At 64.9% G+C, this 13,328-nt stretch carries 15 protein-coding genes; all 15 read right to left on the reverse strand.

Going from position 1 to position 13,328, the window contains the following annotated elements; all coding sequences use genetic code 11:
* Nucleotides 1–7: 7 nt before the first annotated feature.
* Complete coding sequence (gene ccsB / locus CYL12_RS06930; RefSeq protein WP_101846719.1) at nucleotides 8–1,015, reverse strand: c-type cytochrome biogenesis protein CcsB; 1,008 nt, start codon at nucleotides 1,013–1,015, stop codon at nucleotides 8–10.
* Between the two features lie 39 nt (nucleotides 1,016–1,054).
* Nucleotides 1,055–2,731, reverse strand: a complete 1,677-nt coding sequence (locus CYL12_RS06935; RefSeq protein ID WP_101846722.1) for a cytochrome c biogenesis protein ResB — start codon at nucleotides 2,729–2,731, stop codon at nucleotides 1,055–1,057.
* Nucleotides 2,712–3,467 carry a cytochrome c biogenesis CcdA family protein gene (locus CYL12_RS06940; RefSeq protein ID WP_101846724.1) on the reverse strand — a complete coding sequence of 252 codons (756 nt, stop codon included), beginning with the start codon at nucleotides 3,465–3,467 and terminating at the stop codon, nucleotides 2,712–2,714. The genes CYL12_RS06935 and CYL12_RS06940 overlap by 20 nt, the downstream gene beginning before the upstream one ends.
* Entirely contained in the window at nucleotides 3,464–4,129 is a 666-nt protein-coding gene (locus tag CYL12_RS06945; RefSeq protein ID WP_082066388.1) for a TlpA family protein disulfide reductase, read from the reverse strand. The genes CYL12_RS06940 and CYL12_RS06945 overlap by 4 nt, the downstream gene beginning before the upstream one ends.
* A gap of 640 nt (nucleotides 4,130–4,769) precedes the next feature.
* Complete coding sequence (locus CYL12_RS06950) at nucleotides 4,770–5,450, reverse strand: M23 family metallopeptidase (protein WP_149084825.1); 681 nt, start codon at nucleotides 5,448–5,450, stop codon at nucleotides 4,770–4,772.
* A 337-nt stretch (nucleotides 5,451–5,787) separates the two neighbouring features.
* Nucleotides 5,788–7,290, reverse strand: a complete 1,503-nt coding sequence (lnt, locus tag CYL12_RS06955; protein ID WP_200838704.1) for an apolipoprotein N-acyltransferase — start codon at nucleotides 7,288–7,290, stop codon at nucleotides 5,788–5,790.
* Between the two features lie 123 nt (nucleotides 7,291–7,413).
* Nucleotides 7,414–8,352: a cytochrome c oxidase assembly protein gene (locus tag CYL12_RS06960; RefSeq protein ID WP_101846726.1), complete on the reverse strand. Its 939-nt coding sequence runs from the start codon at nucleotides 8,350–8,352 to the stop codon at nucleotides 7,414–7,416.
* 49 nt (nucleotides 8,353–8,401) lie between these two features.
* Nucleotides 8,402–8,737, reverse strand: a complete 336-nt coding sequence (locus tag CYL12_RS06965; RefSeq protein WP_045262820.1) for a DUF6804 family protein — start codon at nucleotides 8,735–8,737, stop codon at nucleotides 8,402–8,404.
* Nucleotides 8,734–9,276 carry a signal peptidase II gene (locus tag CYL12_RS06970; RefSeq protein WP_045262819.1) on the reverse strand — a complete coding sequence of 181 codons (543 nt, stop codon included), beginning with the start codon at nucleotides 9,274–9,276 and terminating at the stop codon, nucleotides 8,734–8,736. The genes CYL12_RS06965 and CYL12_RS06970 overlap by 4 nt, the downstream gene beginning before the upstream one ends.
* Nucleotides 9,277–9,278: 2 nt before the next feature.
* Nucleotides 9,279–9,428, reverse strand: a complete 150-nt coding sequence (locus tag CYL12_RS17140) for a hypothetical protein (RefSeq protein WP_156149084.1) — start codon at nucleotides 9,426–9,428, stop codon at nucleotides 9,279–9,281.
* A 279-nt stretch (nucleotides 9,429–9,707) separates the two neighbouring features.
* A complete protein-coding gene (locus CYL12_RS06975) occupies nucleotides 9,708–10,721 on the reverse strand; it encodes an NAD(P)-binding domain-containing protein (RefSeq protein WP_101846727.1) in 1,014 nt (337 codons plus the stop codon).
* A complete protein-coding gene (locus tag CYL12_RS06980; protein WP_060921356.1) occupies nucleotides 10,718–11,383 on the reverse strand; it encodes a DsbA family protein in 666 nt (221 codons plus the stop codon). Before CYL12_RS06980 ends, CYL12_RS06975 begins: the two co-directional genes overlap by 4 nt.
* An 87-nt stretch (nucleotides 11,384–11,470) precedes the next feature.
* A complete protein-coding gene (locus tag CYL12_RS06985; RefSeq protein ID WP_045262769.1) occupies nucleotides 11,471–11,932 on the reverse strand; it encodes a hypothetical protein in 462 nt (153 codons plus the stop codon).
* 57 nt (nucleotides 11,933–11,989) lie between these two features.
* Nucleotides 11,990–12,649 carry a copper resistance CopC family protein gene (locus CYL12_RS06990; RefSeq protein ID WP_158297115.1) on the reverse strand — a complete coding sequence of 220 codons (660 nt, stop codon included), beginning with the start codon at nucleotides 12,647–12,649 and terminating at the stop codon, nucleotides 11,990–11,992.
* A partial coding sequence (locus CYL12_RS06995) for a cytochrome c oxidase assembly protein (RefSeq protein WP_199399196.1) occupies nucleotides 12,646–13,328 on the reverse strand: 683 nt, incomplete at its 5' end. The genes CYL12_RS06990 and CYL12_RS06995, both read right to left, overlap by 4 nt.

The following is a 13,328-nucleotide window of genomic DNA, read 5'->3' on the forward strand; positions in this document are numbered from 1 at the left end:
TACCGGATCACGTCAGCCCGGAGTAGGAATGGAGCCCCGGGAAGTAGATGTTCACGACGGTGAAGTTGAACAGCACTGCTGCGAACCCAACAATCGACAGCCACGCAGACCGGGAACCACGCCACCCCCGGGTGGCGCGCGCGTGGATGTACCCCGCGTAAAGGACCCAGATCACGAAGGTCCACACCTCTTTGACGTCGAATCCCCAGTAGCGACCCCACGAGTCGTTCGCCCAGATCGCTCCCGCGATGAGGGTGAAGCTCCAGAACATGAAGCCGACGATAGTGAAGCGGTACGCCAGGGTCTCCAGCGCGTCCGCGGACGGGATCGTGCGAAGGAAGCGAGGACCGCGCTTCTGCTTTCGCGCATCCGGAGCGTCACTGAGGAGACGCTCGCGCCTACCCTGCATCAGTTGGGTGATTGACACGCCGCAGGCGAGAGCGAACAGAGCTGTGGCGAGCGAAGCCACGAACACGTGGATCACCAGCCACACGCTCTTCAGCGGATCCATCAGCGGCACAACCTCGACATAGAAGCCGAGAGTCGCACCTCCGAGAAGCAGCACGGTCATTCCGAGCAGGAACGCGCCCAAGAATCGAAGATCGTACAGCCGCAGCACCACGAGGTACACGGCGACGATGAGGAGCGTCCCGGTGAGCGCGAATTCGTACATGTTGGCCCACGGGACCCGCTCGGCCGCAATGCCTCTGCCGAGAGTTCCTCCTAGCTGGAAGAGGAACGCCAGAACCGTGAGCGACGTTCCGATTCGCGCCCACAAGCGTCGGGGTGGCCGCTGTAGAGCGGTGTCGGCGCCGGGGACATCCTCGGCGACCTCTTCGGATGAGGATGCCGGCCCACGCCCGCCGACGGTCGCCAATTTCCGCACGGGAACGGCAACCGGTGCGGCGCTGCGCTGCGCGAGGTCGATGGTGTACGCGGTGAACGCGAGGAGGTAGGTGGCAATCGCGGTCCAGACGAGGAGGAGGGAGATGCCGTCGAGGCTGAGCTGATTCATGACGGGTTCCTTTCGGTCGTGTCGTGCTGCTGGTCGTTGTCAGAAGTGGCCGGCGGGCTTCACAGGCTCCGCGCCGAGCGAAGTCGAGTGACGATGTGCGAGATCGTCGACCGCTCGTTGCAGCGTGGGGTCGTCGCCGCGCGCGAGGCCGGCGTACTCGATGTGGATGCCGTCGATCCCGTCGCGGGCTTTCACCCACACGCGACGCCGGGGTACGAACAGGCCTGCGAAGAGACCCACCATGGCAATCACCGAGAAGAGGAGCACTCCCCCACTGCTCGGATCTTGTTGGATCTGCAGCGAGGCGAATCGCTTCACTGGTTGTTGTTCCTCTGCGATCTCCCATGTGACGGACCCCCAGCCATTCGGGAGGTCAGCTGTGTCACCGGGTCGGAGTTCCAACGAGTCGGTGCCGCTGTCGCCGCCCGTCTCCTGGTCGAGTCCGCTCACGTCGAGCGTGTAGACGGAGCGCGGCGTGCCGTCGTCGATGCCGAGGTCCCCGCTGAAGACGTTGAAGGTGAGCACGGGATCGACGACGTCGGGGTAGATGGACGTGAACGCACCTGACGGGAGAGTGCCCTGCGTGGGGTAGAAGAACCCGACGAGCCCGACTTGCTTCGGTAGCCCGTCCGGGATTTTGATGATGCCCAGGGAGGTCATGTTCGAGTCCTGCGGCAGGAACGGCTGCGACTCACTGAACACGACGTCGCCGTCGCCGTTCCTCACGGTCAGCGTCGGGGCGTACCCGTTCCCCAGGAGGTAGATCCGGTCATTCGCAATCGTGGTCGGGTAGTTCACTCGAACGCTGCGCTCACTGTCCTGCTCGCCCGGCTGGCGGACCGTGATCTGCGCATCGAAGTTCTCTGCCTGTCCCGCGCCCGGTGTGCCCGGCAGTCGATAGGCGACGCGGAAGTCGTCGAGCGTGAGCGAGTACGGAACAAGTCCCGCGCCGTCGACGAATCGTCCCGGGTTGAAGGACGAGTAGTCGCTCAAGGCATTCACGAACGTCGTCCCCTCCACCACGACTCGTTGTCCGGTGTACGCGAAGGATCCGCCTACTGCGACCGAGAGGAGCACCCCGACGAGCGCGACATGGAAGACGAGGTTGCCGGTCTCACGGAGGTAGCCGCGCTCTGCTGATACCGAGTAGGTGCCTCCCTGGTCGTAACGCTCGACGCGGTAACCGGATCTGCGCAGCATGTCGGAAGCCGCGGAGACAGCCCCCTCAGCATCGCCACCCTTCCCAGCGATGAACCTCTCGCGATGAGCGGGCAACCTCGACAGTCGGGACGGAGTGCGCGGAGGTCGTGACCGCAGCGCGACATAGTGGTGCTTCGCACGCGGGATCACACACCCGATGAGCGAGACGAACAGCAGAAGATGGATGGCGGAGAACCACGGTGAGATGTAGACGTCGAACAGTCCAAGGCCGTCCGCGAGCGGGAACGCATCGGGGTTGTTCCTTCGCCATTGCACGACGCCGTTGGGGTCTGCGCTGCGTTGCGGGAACAGTGAACCGGGGATCGCTGCGACAGCGAGGAGCAGAAGCAGCAACAAGGCGGTGCGCATGCTCGTCAGTTGTGTCCACCCCCATCGCAGCCAGCCGGTCACGCTGAGCGCCGGGCTCGTCACCTCAGATGTTGCGCCGGTATCGGCGTGGTCGGCTGGCCGGAGCGGATCGCCCTTGGTGTCGGGGTCAGAGAGGGAGCGGGACATTGATAATCACCTGCTGAAGTTGGGACATGAGAGCGGTCCAGAGGCCGGAGACCATCAGGATCCCGAGAGCGACGAGCATCGCTCCGCCGATGAGGTTGAGCGTGCGGACATGGCGTCGGAGGAAGGCGAGCGAGGAGGACGCCCATCCCCACCCGGCGGCGAGGACGATGAAGGGGATACCGAGGCCGAGGGAGTACGCCAGCCCGAGCAGGCCGGCTCGAGCGGGGTCACCCAAGTTCCATGACATCGAGATTATTGCGGCGAGTGTCGGGCCGATGCAGGGTGTCCACCCCACTCCGAGTGCGAACCCCAGCAGCGGGGCGCCGACCAGACCTGCACGACTGCCGATCCGTGGGCGCATCGTTCGCTGCGCGACGCCGAAGAGTCCGATGAAGACGAAGCCCATCACGATGATGACGACGCCGAACACCCTGGTGAGAATGTTCGCGTACTGCAGCAGCACGAAGCCGAACGCACCGCCGAGGATGGTCACGGCGACGAAGACGGTCGTGAAACCTGCGATGAACAGCGCCACCCCCAGCATCAGTCGACCGCGGTGCGACTCTCGGCTTCCGCTCTTGCCCTGTTCTGGCCGCACAGTTCCGCCGAGGTACCCCAGGTACCCGGGCACCAAAGGGAGGACGCACGGTGAGACGAAGGAGACGAGCCCGGCGAGGATCGCCACGGGGACGGCGATCCACAGAACTCCGTCGACGATAAGCGTTCCAGGGTTCATGGGACGCTCTCCTCGAGAACGTCCTCGACGAGCGTCGCGAGGATTGAGGCACTGTCGAGCTGACCGATGACGCGGGCGGCGACTCTGCCGGAGCGGTCGATGACCAGGGTGGTCGGCGTGGCTTGGATCGGCGTCACCTGAGCGAAGGCCAGCTTGACCTTGCCGTCGTTGACGTCGATCACGCTCGGATACGTGACGCCGTTGTCTTTGGCGAACGAGAGCGCGGTGGCGGGTTGGTCGTAGGTGTTCACCCCAAGAAAGGCCACGCCGTCGTCGCGATAGTCCTGCCACACCTGTTCGAGGTATGGCGCCTCGACGATGCAGGGGCCGCATGCGGCGTACCAGAAGTTCACGACGAGGACGTCGCCGCGGTAGTCGTCACTCGCGACTTCCTCTTCGGTCTCCGTGACCCCTTCGAATGTCACCGGCTCTCCGCGCTCGTCTTGCGGGATCTCGACGACTTGGAAGTCTCCCGCGATGAAGCCTTTCTCGTTGCCATCCCTGTACTGCTGGGAAAGGGAGTCGTTGGACGCGCACCCTGCGAGCAGGAGAAGGACGGGTATGGAGGCGAGCACGGCGTGACGAATACGTCGTCGTCGGCCGTGATCCTGCGCGCTGGGGACGCCGGTGGCGGGTGGTCGGGGGACGGGCTCGCTGAGCATAGGTTCCTCTTCGGATCTGAATCTCGTTTGGCAGGGCAGAGCCGGTGGTTATCGGGCTCATGCCTCGCGCCCGGGCCATCAGTGCTCGACGAGGAGCGGGTCCCGGGGCGACGTCGCGTCTCGCTCCCGAGTGACGAGCATGACGACGGCGTGAATCGAGGAAGCTCAGGTCCGCGACACGCGGAGTTTCGTGAGAGAGGGGGCGGTGGCCCTCATCGCGATGCTCGGAAGAAGTCGACGTATCAGGTGAGACCTGATACGTCCCGGGTTCATTAGAGGCATTGGCCGACGCAGAGCGCTGAGGAGCAGGAGAAGTACTCCGCAGAACAGTCCGAGAGCGCACGCAACGGGGCCCATGCCGATACTCGATGCAGAGGGCTCCCCCGCCGACGCAACCGAGGGCGCGTCCGGCGCAGCGTTTCGTGCATCGAGCGCCGAGGGATCGTCGACGCCGACGGACGTCGATGCATCAGGTGTCGCCTGATATGGAGCGCAGGCGACGCCCAACACGAGCAACAGTGACGCCATGACCACGACAATCACACCGACGGCAAACGGCGATGTCGCCGCCTTTCGCCCTAGACGAGGGTTCATCGCCCCGCCTCTCAGGTCGAGGTCATCAAGCGGGACGCGCCGGAGCTCATTCACCGGTCTGCTCCCGCAGCCAAGCGACAGGATCGACCGTTCCGTCTCCTGTCGACACTTCAAGGTGCAAGTGCGCACCAAAACTGCGTCCGGTGTTGCCGACTCGTCCGACGACTTCGCCGACGGAGACACTCTCCCCCTCACGAACTCCGAGGGAGCCGCGCAACATGTGCGCGTAGCGGCTGAATACCGTCTGCCCGTCGATCTTGCTCTCAATGTAGACCGTGACCCCGAACGCCCCGCCGTTCTCGGTCGCGATGCGGACCGTTCCGCCGGCCACGGCGCGGATCTGAGCTCCCTCACCTGGTGTGAAGTCGGCGCCTTCATGCATTCGCCCCCACCTGGGCCCGAAACTCGACGACGTGGGCACGCTGACCGGGAACGGCCACTGCACCTCAGCATCGGGATCGAGCAGCAGGGATCCGCTGAAGTAACGGATTCCTGCTGCCGCCGCGAGCTGCGGGACAGACGTCACGCTGAAGCCGTTCGACCGACCAAGGTCCTCCGCCGCAGCATCCTCCGGCACGACAAACGCCTGAATGTCACTATCGGCGGCGGATCCGTCGCTCTCGGAGGGCGCGAACCGCGCCGTGGTATCCGTCCTGGCCGCCGCGACGGTCTCGGCCGGGATCGTCATGCCGACCATGAACGAGGAAGCGACGGTCAATGTGCCCACCACGATGAGCGTTCTCCCGATTCGCCGCCCGATGGACCTCGCAGGAGCAGGCTTTGCAACGCGTCGAGCGTCCTGCTCCGTGGGGGTGGTGGATGGAGTCGTGTTCACCGTCTTCGCCGGAGTCCGCACGTCGTGCTCTCGGCTCGGAATGCCCTCGTCACGAGGTCGATGGTCGGATGCACTGATTGGTGGAATCGGCGGATGGGACAGGGCCTCGCGCCTGCGCCGAAGTTCGGAGCGGGTGACTGGCGGAGTCGGGGCTGTCGACGCGGTCTCTCGGCGTCGAAGCTCCGACCGCGTGAGAAGCGGCTCCGGTCGAATGTTCGGCTCGAGAGGGTCATGTGTGGTCACGGTTCGGGCCTCCGGATTCGGGTTCGGGGGTCGAGTCTGGGCCGTTCGACGATGCACGTCGAACGATGAGGGCAAGTGTTGCGAGGCTTCCGAACGCGAGCAATGGCGCGCTCAACGCGAGCCACTTCTCCGCGAGGATGCCTGGTGCGATGCCTGAGCGGAGCGGCACATCCGTGATTGCGGCAGCGACCGTGTCGACGCCTGCTGTGTCGAGGATCGCGCCGTCCGGGGCTATGACTTGACTGGTGCCCACAGTGGAAACGTTCACCACGCTCTTACCGGTCTGGATGGCACGCATCCGGGCAAAGGCCAGTTGCTGAAGGTTCTCGTCGGAGCCGCGGAAGTCCGCGTTGTTGGTTTGGAAGATGTAGAGCTTCACATCCTGCTCAGCAGCGGCACGGATCACGTCGTCGAAGATCACGTCGAAGCAGATCGCGAGACCGATGTCGGTCTCGCCGACGGTCACGACGGGTGGGTTCGTGCCGGCAGTGTACTCGCGCTGGATCAGCCCGACGAGGTCGGGGGCAAGGCGCTCGTACAACCATCGGTCGGGGACGTACTCGCCGAATGGGACGGGATTGACCTTGTCGTGGACTTGAGAGCTGCCGGGGTTTGCCGTCCACAGGAAGGAGGTGTTGAACGTCTCATCGCCTCGTGCCGTCGCCGCGTTCGCCAGAAGCGGCGCCCCCGTCCGGGACACGATCCGATTCAGTTCAGAGGCGGCCTGTCGGTTGCGGAACGGGTCGAACTCCGCCGATCCTTCGGGCCAAACGAGCACGTCCATGTTCCGGTCGAGAATCGGTTCCGATGCCTCGACCTGTGCTTTGAGCAGGTCACCCGAGGCTCTACCGTCGAAGTAGCCTGAGGGACCGTTGCCTTGGACCCACCCAACCGCGAATGTGCCCGCGCCTGTCGTCGCATATTGCGGTGTCACACTGAGTCCGAAAACCAGGACGACAGCGGGCGTCAGAACGGACACTGCGCGCAACCCGATACGAAGCCACTGCACGATGCTCGCAGCGATGACCGCGATGGTGAGCGAGAGCCCGGTCACACCGATCCACGACGTAGCTTCCGGGAACGGGCTCTCTACCTGCGTCATCCCGAGTCGCACCCAGGGGAACCCGCCGTACGGCCACGATCCGAGCACGATCTCGCGGGCAACCCACAACCCGCCGACCAGTGCGGGTACGGCGACGATTTGCCAGACACGACGGCCACGGAAGCGGCTCGTCCATCGGTATGCCAGCGCTATGGGAACCGCACCGAGCCCGAACAGGAGAGCCTGCAGCCCCGACAACGCGATGCGTGGCAACGGCCCGAGGAACTGACCAACCCAATCGAGGTGAAGCGCGTAGAACGTGACACCGAACGCGAGACCGACGAGCAGCGCTCCGCCGACGCTACGTCCGACGGTCGCAACCAAGGTGAGGACGACGCTGACGAACGCGAGGGGCCACCAACTGACCTCGGGGGTCGCGAGGTCCATGGCGAGTCCACCGACCGCCGACAGTGGAACGGCGACCCATACACCGACGAGTGGTCGCGTGAGATCAGTGTGCGTCGTTCGGGCCTCAGACGTCGGCGTGGAGTGGAGTGTCGTCGGCATTGCTCAGGCGTCCCGCTCGCGGAGTTTCTGGAGGTACGCGTTGTACTCATCCAGCTCGGATGATCCGTACATGTCTACGTACCGGTCCTGTGCCTTGGATCGTGCGGTGTCCTCCCGGAACCATCGGTGCATGACGTAGATCAGCATCAGGAGCGTGGGGGCCTCGCCGTACGACCAGGCGAGTCCGCCGGCGAGCCGCTGGTCTTCGATGGGGTCGAGTCCCATGGCCTGCGTGGGCGCGACGAAGTGGGTGATGAGCATGGTGGTGGCCATCATGAGGAACACTCCGAAGAAGGCGTGCAGCGCGGCTTCGGCGAACACATCGAGGGCGCGGCCGCCGTGACTGAGGCGAACGGGTAGCGGGTCGGAGCTCAGGATGGGGATTGTGAAGATGATGCCCGCGCCGAGGAACGCCACCTCGAGGGTGATGTGTCCCGCGGTCGAGCTCAGGAGGGAGTCTGCGAACCCCGCGAGGTACAGGCCGTAGAACGCGGCCAGATAGAGAGGGAGCGCCGCCCATGGGCTCAGAGCCCAGCGCGCGAGTCTGCTGCGCAGCCCCGCGTGGGCGACGGCGAGTGCCCTACGCCCCAGCCCTACGTGCGGGGTGGCGCGGAGCAGCAAGGTGCCCGGAGATCCCAGGATGAGTAGCGGCGGAATCGCCATCATCAGAGTGAGCTGCTGGAACATGAACACCGACATCAACGCGTAGCCGTAATTCTCCACGGCGAGACCGGTCGTCCCAGCCAGGAGCGCGCAGCCGCTGAGGAAGCTGAACGTACGCCAGATGGACCAGCGTCGACCGTGCGTCCACATGCGAACGGCCCCGACCATGTAGAGAAGTGCAAGCAGCCCAGCGACCACCGGCAGCACCGGAAGCGCCCCCGGAACCACGGCGAAGTAGTCAGGGAAGGTGGGCGCGACGTCGGGGATCCACGGAGTCATCGACGGGCCCCCTCCGGCCTGTCGATGAGCTGAGCGATGAGTGCCGACATCAGGGTCGGGGGAACTTGATAAGGCTTCCCGCTACCAGGAAGACGACTGCTGCCGCGGGCTGGATTCCGGTCCAGACCGGTCCGGCGAACGGGAAGGGCATGACGGGATTCCACAGGACGGCGATGGCGATGAACACCGGGATCCACCACCAGTGGCGCGCTTGCACGGCGAACCATCCGACGATGACCGCGAGGATCGACGTGACGTAGAGGATGACCGAGGCCCAGTCACTCGCCAGCAGCACGGGGGCGAGGAACAGCACCGCGGCTGCGAGCAGACTCGGAGCAAGAGCGTTCCGCTGATAGGTGGAAGGGGTCCGCTTCTTCTGTGTCATGAGCGTCCCCATCCTTCGCTCATGTCCTGTGGCATCGAAGCGGGAGGCGTGACGACGTCGTCCTCTGGACCACGGCGGCGCCGAAGTAGCCCGACGACCAGCACGACGGCACCGACCCCCAGCGCCACGTCCGCCAGATTGCCGATGAAGAGGTCCGAGTAGGCGAGGAAGTCGGTGACGTACCCGCGGCCGAACGCAGGGGGTGCGAAGAGACGGTCCAGGACGTTGCCGATGGCTCCCCCGAGAATGAACCCGATACCGACCGCCCACCACGTGGTACGGGATCGGATTGCGCTCCTGATGAGCACGACCGTCGCTGCGATTCCGACTGCGGTCAGCAGCGGAGTCGCGCTGGAACCGAACGACAGGATGGCACCCGGGTTGAACGCCAGTTGCAGCCCGAAGAGGTCTCCCAGTAGCGGAATGCGCTCCGTGGTACTCAGTTGCGCCAAGGCGACCGCCTTCGACACTTGGTCGATGATGACGGTCGCACCGGCGACGGCGAACGCGATGGCGAGCTTCGGCACGCGCGCACTCATGATCACGCGCCTCCTTCCGTGTCGGCCGCTGCTCGGTCGCGCCGGCGGCGCTTCCACCCGGCGAACGCGACACCGACAGCGCCCGCTACGAGAACGAACCCCATGCCGATGACGAACAGGATGCCGAGGAACCCGAGATCGTCTCGTTCCACCGGCCGCTCTCCGTTCTGCCTTTGATGACGGTCCTTGTCCGACTCTGTCTCTTCGGGCGACGGCGAAGGCGACGGCGTTGAACTCTGTTCCGGAGTGGGGGACGCGGTAACTGGTGCGACGTCCCCAACTGCGGACGCTGAAACCGAAGGCGAAACCAGCAGGACCGTCGCGAGGATCAGCAACGCACACGCGACGGCACCCCACGCATGTTTCGTCGTGGCCATCGGATGTCTCATGTGTGATCCTCGTTTCGGTCGGTGTATTTCGGACGAACGTATTCAGGGGCGCTTCATGATGTGGCGTGCAATCGAGATCGCGTCACGGCGTGCCCCGTCGAAGGTGTCTGAATCCTGGCTACCGTGGCTCGGCATGCCGACGACGAACAGACCTGGGACGCTCGTAGTCCCGCGCTTCCGGCGACTGGACGTGGCATCGAGTACCGGACGGGGAAGCCAGCCGTCCGCGGGCAGGTATCCGGTCGCGTAGATGATGGACTGCGGAACGATACGACGACCATCGTCGAAGACGATGTGTGCTCCGTCTGCGGCGATGGCCGCAGGCAGCACCTCGATGCCGAGTTGTTCCCATTCCGGATCCAGTGCGAGAGCTGCCCCACCTCGCGCTTTTGCCCGACGCCGCCCGACGCCGCGTCGTGCCGGTCGAACTGCGGAGACCGCCGACGGCTGGGACGACAGCGTGACGCGGTGCGTGCGACTGAGCTCGCGCGCGATCTCTTGGCCGCTGTGGCCGGCTCCGACGACCAGCACGTCACCGCTGGGAATCTGGCTCGGTCCGCGATAGTCGGCGCTATGAACCATGATCCCCGTTACCGCGGCGTCTACCGCCCAGTTCGGGATCCGAGGTCGAGCCGCGGACCCGGTGGCGCAGACGATGTTGCGCGTCTGTACCGGCCCTTCGTTCGTTGACAGAAGCAGAGTGGATCCGTCCCCCAGACGGTCCACGCCTGTCGCTCTGATGCCCCACAGCGTCGTGAGGCCTAAGGCGGCCTCGACGTCGAGAAGATGCTGTTCAAGCTCTCGCGGTGACGGGCGTCGATAGGGGTCGCCTGTGAGATGCCGGCCGGCGACCGTGCTCCGCCCGGCCTCTGTCAGGAGTGTCATCGACGACCAGCGGAACGCCCACGAACGACGCCCGTCAGGATTGCTGTCGATGACGGCGAAGTCCCGTTGCGGCTTCAGGCCCGAACGCGAGAGTTCGGCGGCGACGGAGAGACCGGCGTGGCCGGAGCCGACGATGATGACTCGACGATGAGAGAGGCCTAGGAGTGTCATGTTCCCTTGCCCGCTGAGAGGATCGCGTTCTCGAGGTCGTCGTAGCGCTCGAGTGTGATGGCATCGCCGTTCACGAAGAACGTCGGAGTTCCGCTTACTCCCAGTGCCTGACCGTCGTTGTAGTCGAGATCGACTCGTGCGACCGTCGCGGGGTCAGAGATCGCGGTATCGTAAGCGGCCATGTCCAGGCCGATCTCCTCAGCGAAGCCTCGGAACAAGCTCGCCCGCGATTCCTGAGCTTCACCCCATTGAGCCTGCGTCTCGAAGAGCTTGCGGTACATCTCCTCAAGGCGTCCCTGCTGCGCAGCCGCTTCGGCCGCGAACGCGGCATTCCTGGAGTTCAGGTGACCCGGTAGCGGGAAGTAGCGGATGACATAGGTGATCTCGCCGTCGTAGCGCTCGCGAAGGTCTTCGACCACGGGGTAGAAGGCTCCGCACGCTTCGCATTCGAAGTCGAGGAATTCAACGACGGTGACTGACCCGTCTCCCCCGTCGTCGAGAACGTGCGAGTTCTCGCGGAGCACCTGCGCCGTAGAGCTTCCGTTCTCGGATTCTGGCGGCGCAGTGTTCTGCTGGTTAACGATGACGACGATTACCGCGACGATAATCAGGACGATGGTTACGGCAAGGGCAGCGAGGCCGGCTTTGACGGCGGGTTTCATCAGGTACTCCAAGGACTGTCGACACGGTCGAAGGTCGAGCGGTTGCTCGATGGGATGCGCACGCGCGAAGCGCGACGCTTCGACGGGTCAGGTCCGGGAGATTCCGAGCGTCGCCAGAGTCAGCGACGTCCGCCTCAGGGGGATGCTATTCGGAGCGGCGCTCGTTCGCGGCTGAGCCGCGTGGGTCTCCACGACCACGGCTGTCGTGCGCCAGAGCAGCCGATAGAGCATGACCGCTGCGACGAGTCCGCAGAGAAGACCGAGGACGCACAGCACAGCGCCCGTGACCGGGTCTACTTGTGCAGCGCCCGTGGCGAGCTGTATCACGACGCCTGCGGGTGCCGCAGCGGCTGCGTCAGCGCCTGATTCATCGGCGTCGAGCGACGTGCTGGCGGTAGTTGACGCCGTGGTGACATCGGCACTTCCGTGCTCGGCTGCGCCGACGGCGAAGATCAGGAGGAGTGTGAGCCCGATGATGCTAATGAGCCGCATTATCATCTGGCTGCGATCCGGCCGCCCGTGGCAGGCGACCCGGATCGAATGGAACACGATTCGATTGTAATCGTCGCTCCTACTTCTTCCTTTGAATGAGCCGTAATCACTCGGTCACTCCGCGCGCTTGCGTCGACGGTGCACCACGAGCACGGTCGCCATCGCCAGAACTCCCAGCACGACGACGCCTCCGACGACCGCCAGGGCCACGACGCTCTCATCTGCCCCGTCAGCGCGCGGCTCTCGGTCGGTATCTTGTGTGGGCGCCGCCGAGTTGGTGGCGTCGGTCGGCATCGGGGTACTGGTCAGCGCTGCTCCTGGTTGAGTACGGGTGCCTTCGTTCCCGCACGCCGGTGCGTCCCAACCGAGTGCGACGGTCGCCGTCGGATCCGCTGCGTAGTCGAACTGGTATGACTCGGAGATGGGGTGCCCGTCGCTGGACACAGCGTTCCAGAGCACCGTGTAGGTGCCCGACGCTCCGAGGGCGACGGGGGTGGTGAGCACGTTGAGTTCGATGGTGGAGCACGACGACTCGTAGAAGAGCCCGTCGGGGCCCTGCACCTGGGCGAAGCTCGTCTGGCTGAAGTCGATGAGCTCCCCGCTGAAAGTCAGTGCGACTGTGTCGAGGTTGGTGACTGTCTCGCCCGCCGATGGCACAGCGTCGGTGAGATTGTCATGTGCGGAGGCTGGGGTTGCGGTCAGCAGCACGATTGCGACAGCGGCGGCGCATACGGCTCCGCTCACGCGGCGGATTCGGGTGGAGACGGATGTCATGAGATGGCCTTTCGAGTGGAGTGGAGGGGTCGGTCGACCTCCTGTGGTGAGCGAGTGGAGTGCCCGCTGAGTATGTAGTCGACGCTGAGGCCGAAGAGGAGCAGCATCGGCGCCGAGAGCAGGATCACCATGCCGGCTGCTTGTTGGTCCGCCATCGGCTCCAGGCCCCATTGACGACCCATCGCCCCGAACCAGCTCGCAGCAATCAGGCCGCTCTGAAGCAGCACCCAACTGCCTACACTCGCCAGCGCGGCAGCCGATCCGAACACGACAACCACACGCATCCGCCGGGGATATGTGCCGGCAGGACGGAGGATCGCAGCGGTCACCAAGCTTCCCGCTACGAGCAGCGCGACGACGCGCAATTCATGCACCAAGGGATCGGCGAGGGAATCGCGCAAGAGGCCAGTGGCGGATACGCCCCACACGATAAAAGCGAACGTGCACATCGCGACTATGGGGTGGCGCAGGAAGAGGACGATCCGCGAGCGCTCCCCTGCTTGCAGCCACTCGCGGATTCCACGACTCCCATCGGTGCGGTTGGTGATTCTCTCCAATGCCAGGCGATATGGCGCGCCAAACACGAGGAGGGAGGGAACCACGAGGAGCATGAGCATCCGTCCCGCCGCGTCGACGCTGTGGAGGTAGTCGGAGTAGACAGCGACCGCCCCACCGTTCA

The organism is Zhihengliuella sp. ISTPL4 (assembly GCF_002848265.1).
Lineage (GTDB): Bacteria > Actinomycetota > Actinomycetes > Actinomycetales > Microbacteriaceae > Microbacterium.

What these genes read in the sequence shown, in the direction of transcription:
- CYL12_RS06975 (WP_101846727.1), bottom strand. Translation starts at nt 10,721, where the DNA reads ATGACACTCCTAGGCCTCTCTCATCGTCGAGTCATCATCGTCGGCTCC.
- CYL12_RS06945 (WP_082066388.1), bottom strand. Translation starts at nt 4,129, where the DNA reads ATGCTCAGCGAGCCCGTCCCCCGACCACCCGCCACCGGCGTCCCCAGC.
- ccsB (WP_101846719.1), bottom strand. Translation starts at nt 1,015, where the DNA reads ATGAATCAGCTCAGCCTCGACGGCATCTCCCTCCTCCTCGTCTGGACC.
- CYL12_RS06990 (WP_158297115.1), bottom strand. Translation starts at nt 12,649, where the DNA reads ATGACATCCGTCTCCACCCGAATCCGCCGCGTGAGCGGAGCCGTATGC.
- CYL12_RS06940 (WP_101846724.1), bottom strand. Translation starts at nt 3,467, where the DNA reads ATGAACCCTGGAACGCTTATCGTCGACGGAGTTCTGTGGATCGCCGTC.
- CYL12_RS06970 (WP_045262819.1), bottom strand. Translation starts at nt 9,276, where the DNA reads ATGAGTGCGCGCGTGCCGAAGCTCGCCATCGCGTTCGCCGTCGCCGGT.
- CYL12_RS06980 (WP_060921356.1), bottom strand. Translation starts at nt 11,383, where the DNA reads ATGAAACCCGCCGTCAAAGCCGGCCTCGCTGCCCTTGCCGTAACCATC.
- CYL12_RS06965 (WP_045262820.1), bottom strand. Translation starts at nt 8,737, where the DNA reads ATGACACAGAAGAAGCGGACCCCTTCCACCTATCAGCGGAACGCTCTT.
- CYL12_RS06935 (WP_101846722.1), bottom strand. Translation starts at nt 2,731, where the DNA reads ATGTCCCGCTCCCTCTCTGACCCCGACACCAAGGGCGATCCGCTCCGG.
- CYL12_RS06960 (WP_101846726.1), bottom strand. Translation starts at nt 8,352, where the DNA reads ATGACTCCGTGGATCCCCGACGTCGCGCCCACCTTCCCTGACTACTTC.
- lnt (WP_200838704.1), bottom strand. Translation starts at nt 7,290, where the DNA reads ATGGACCTCGCGACCCCCGAGGTCAGTTGGTGGCCCCTCGCGTTCGTC.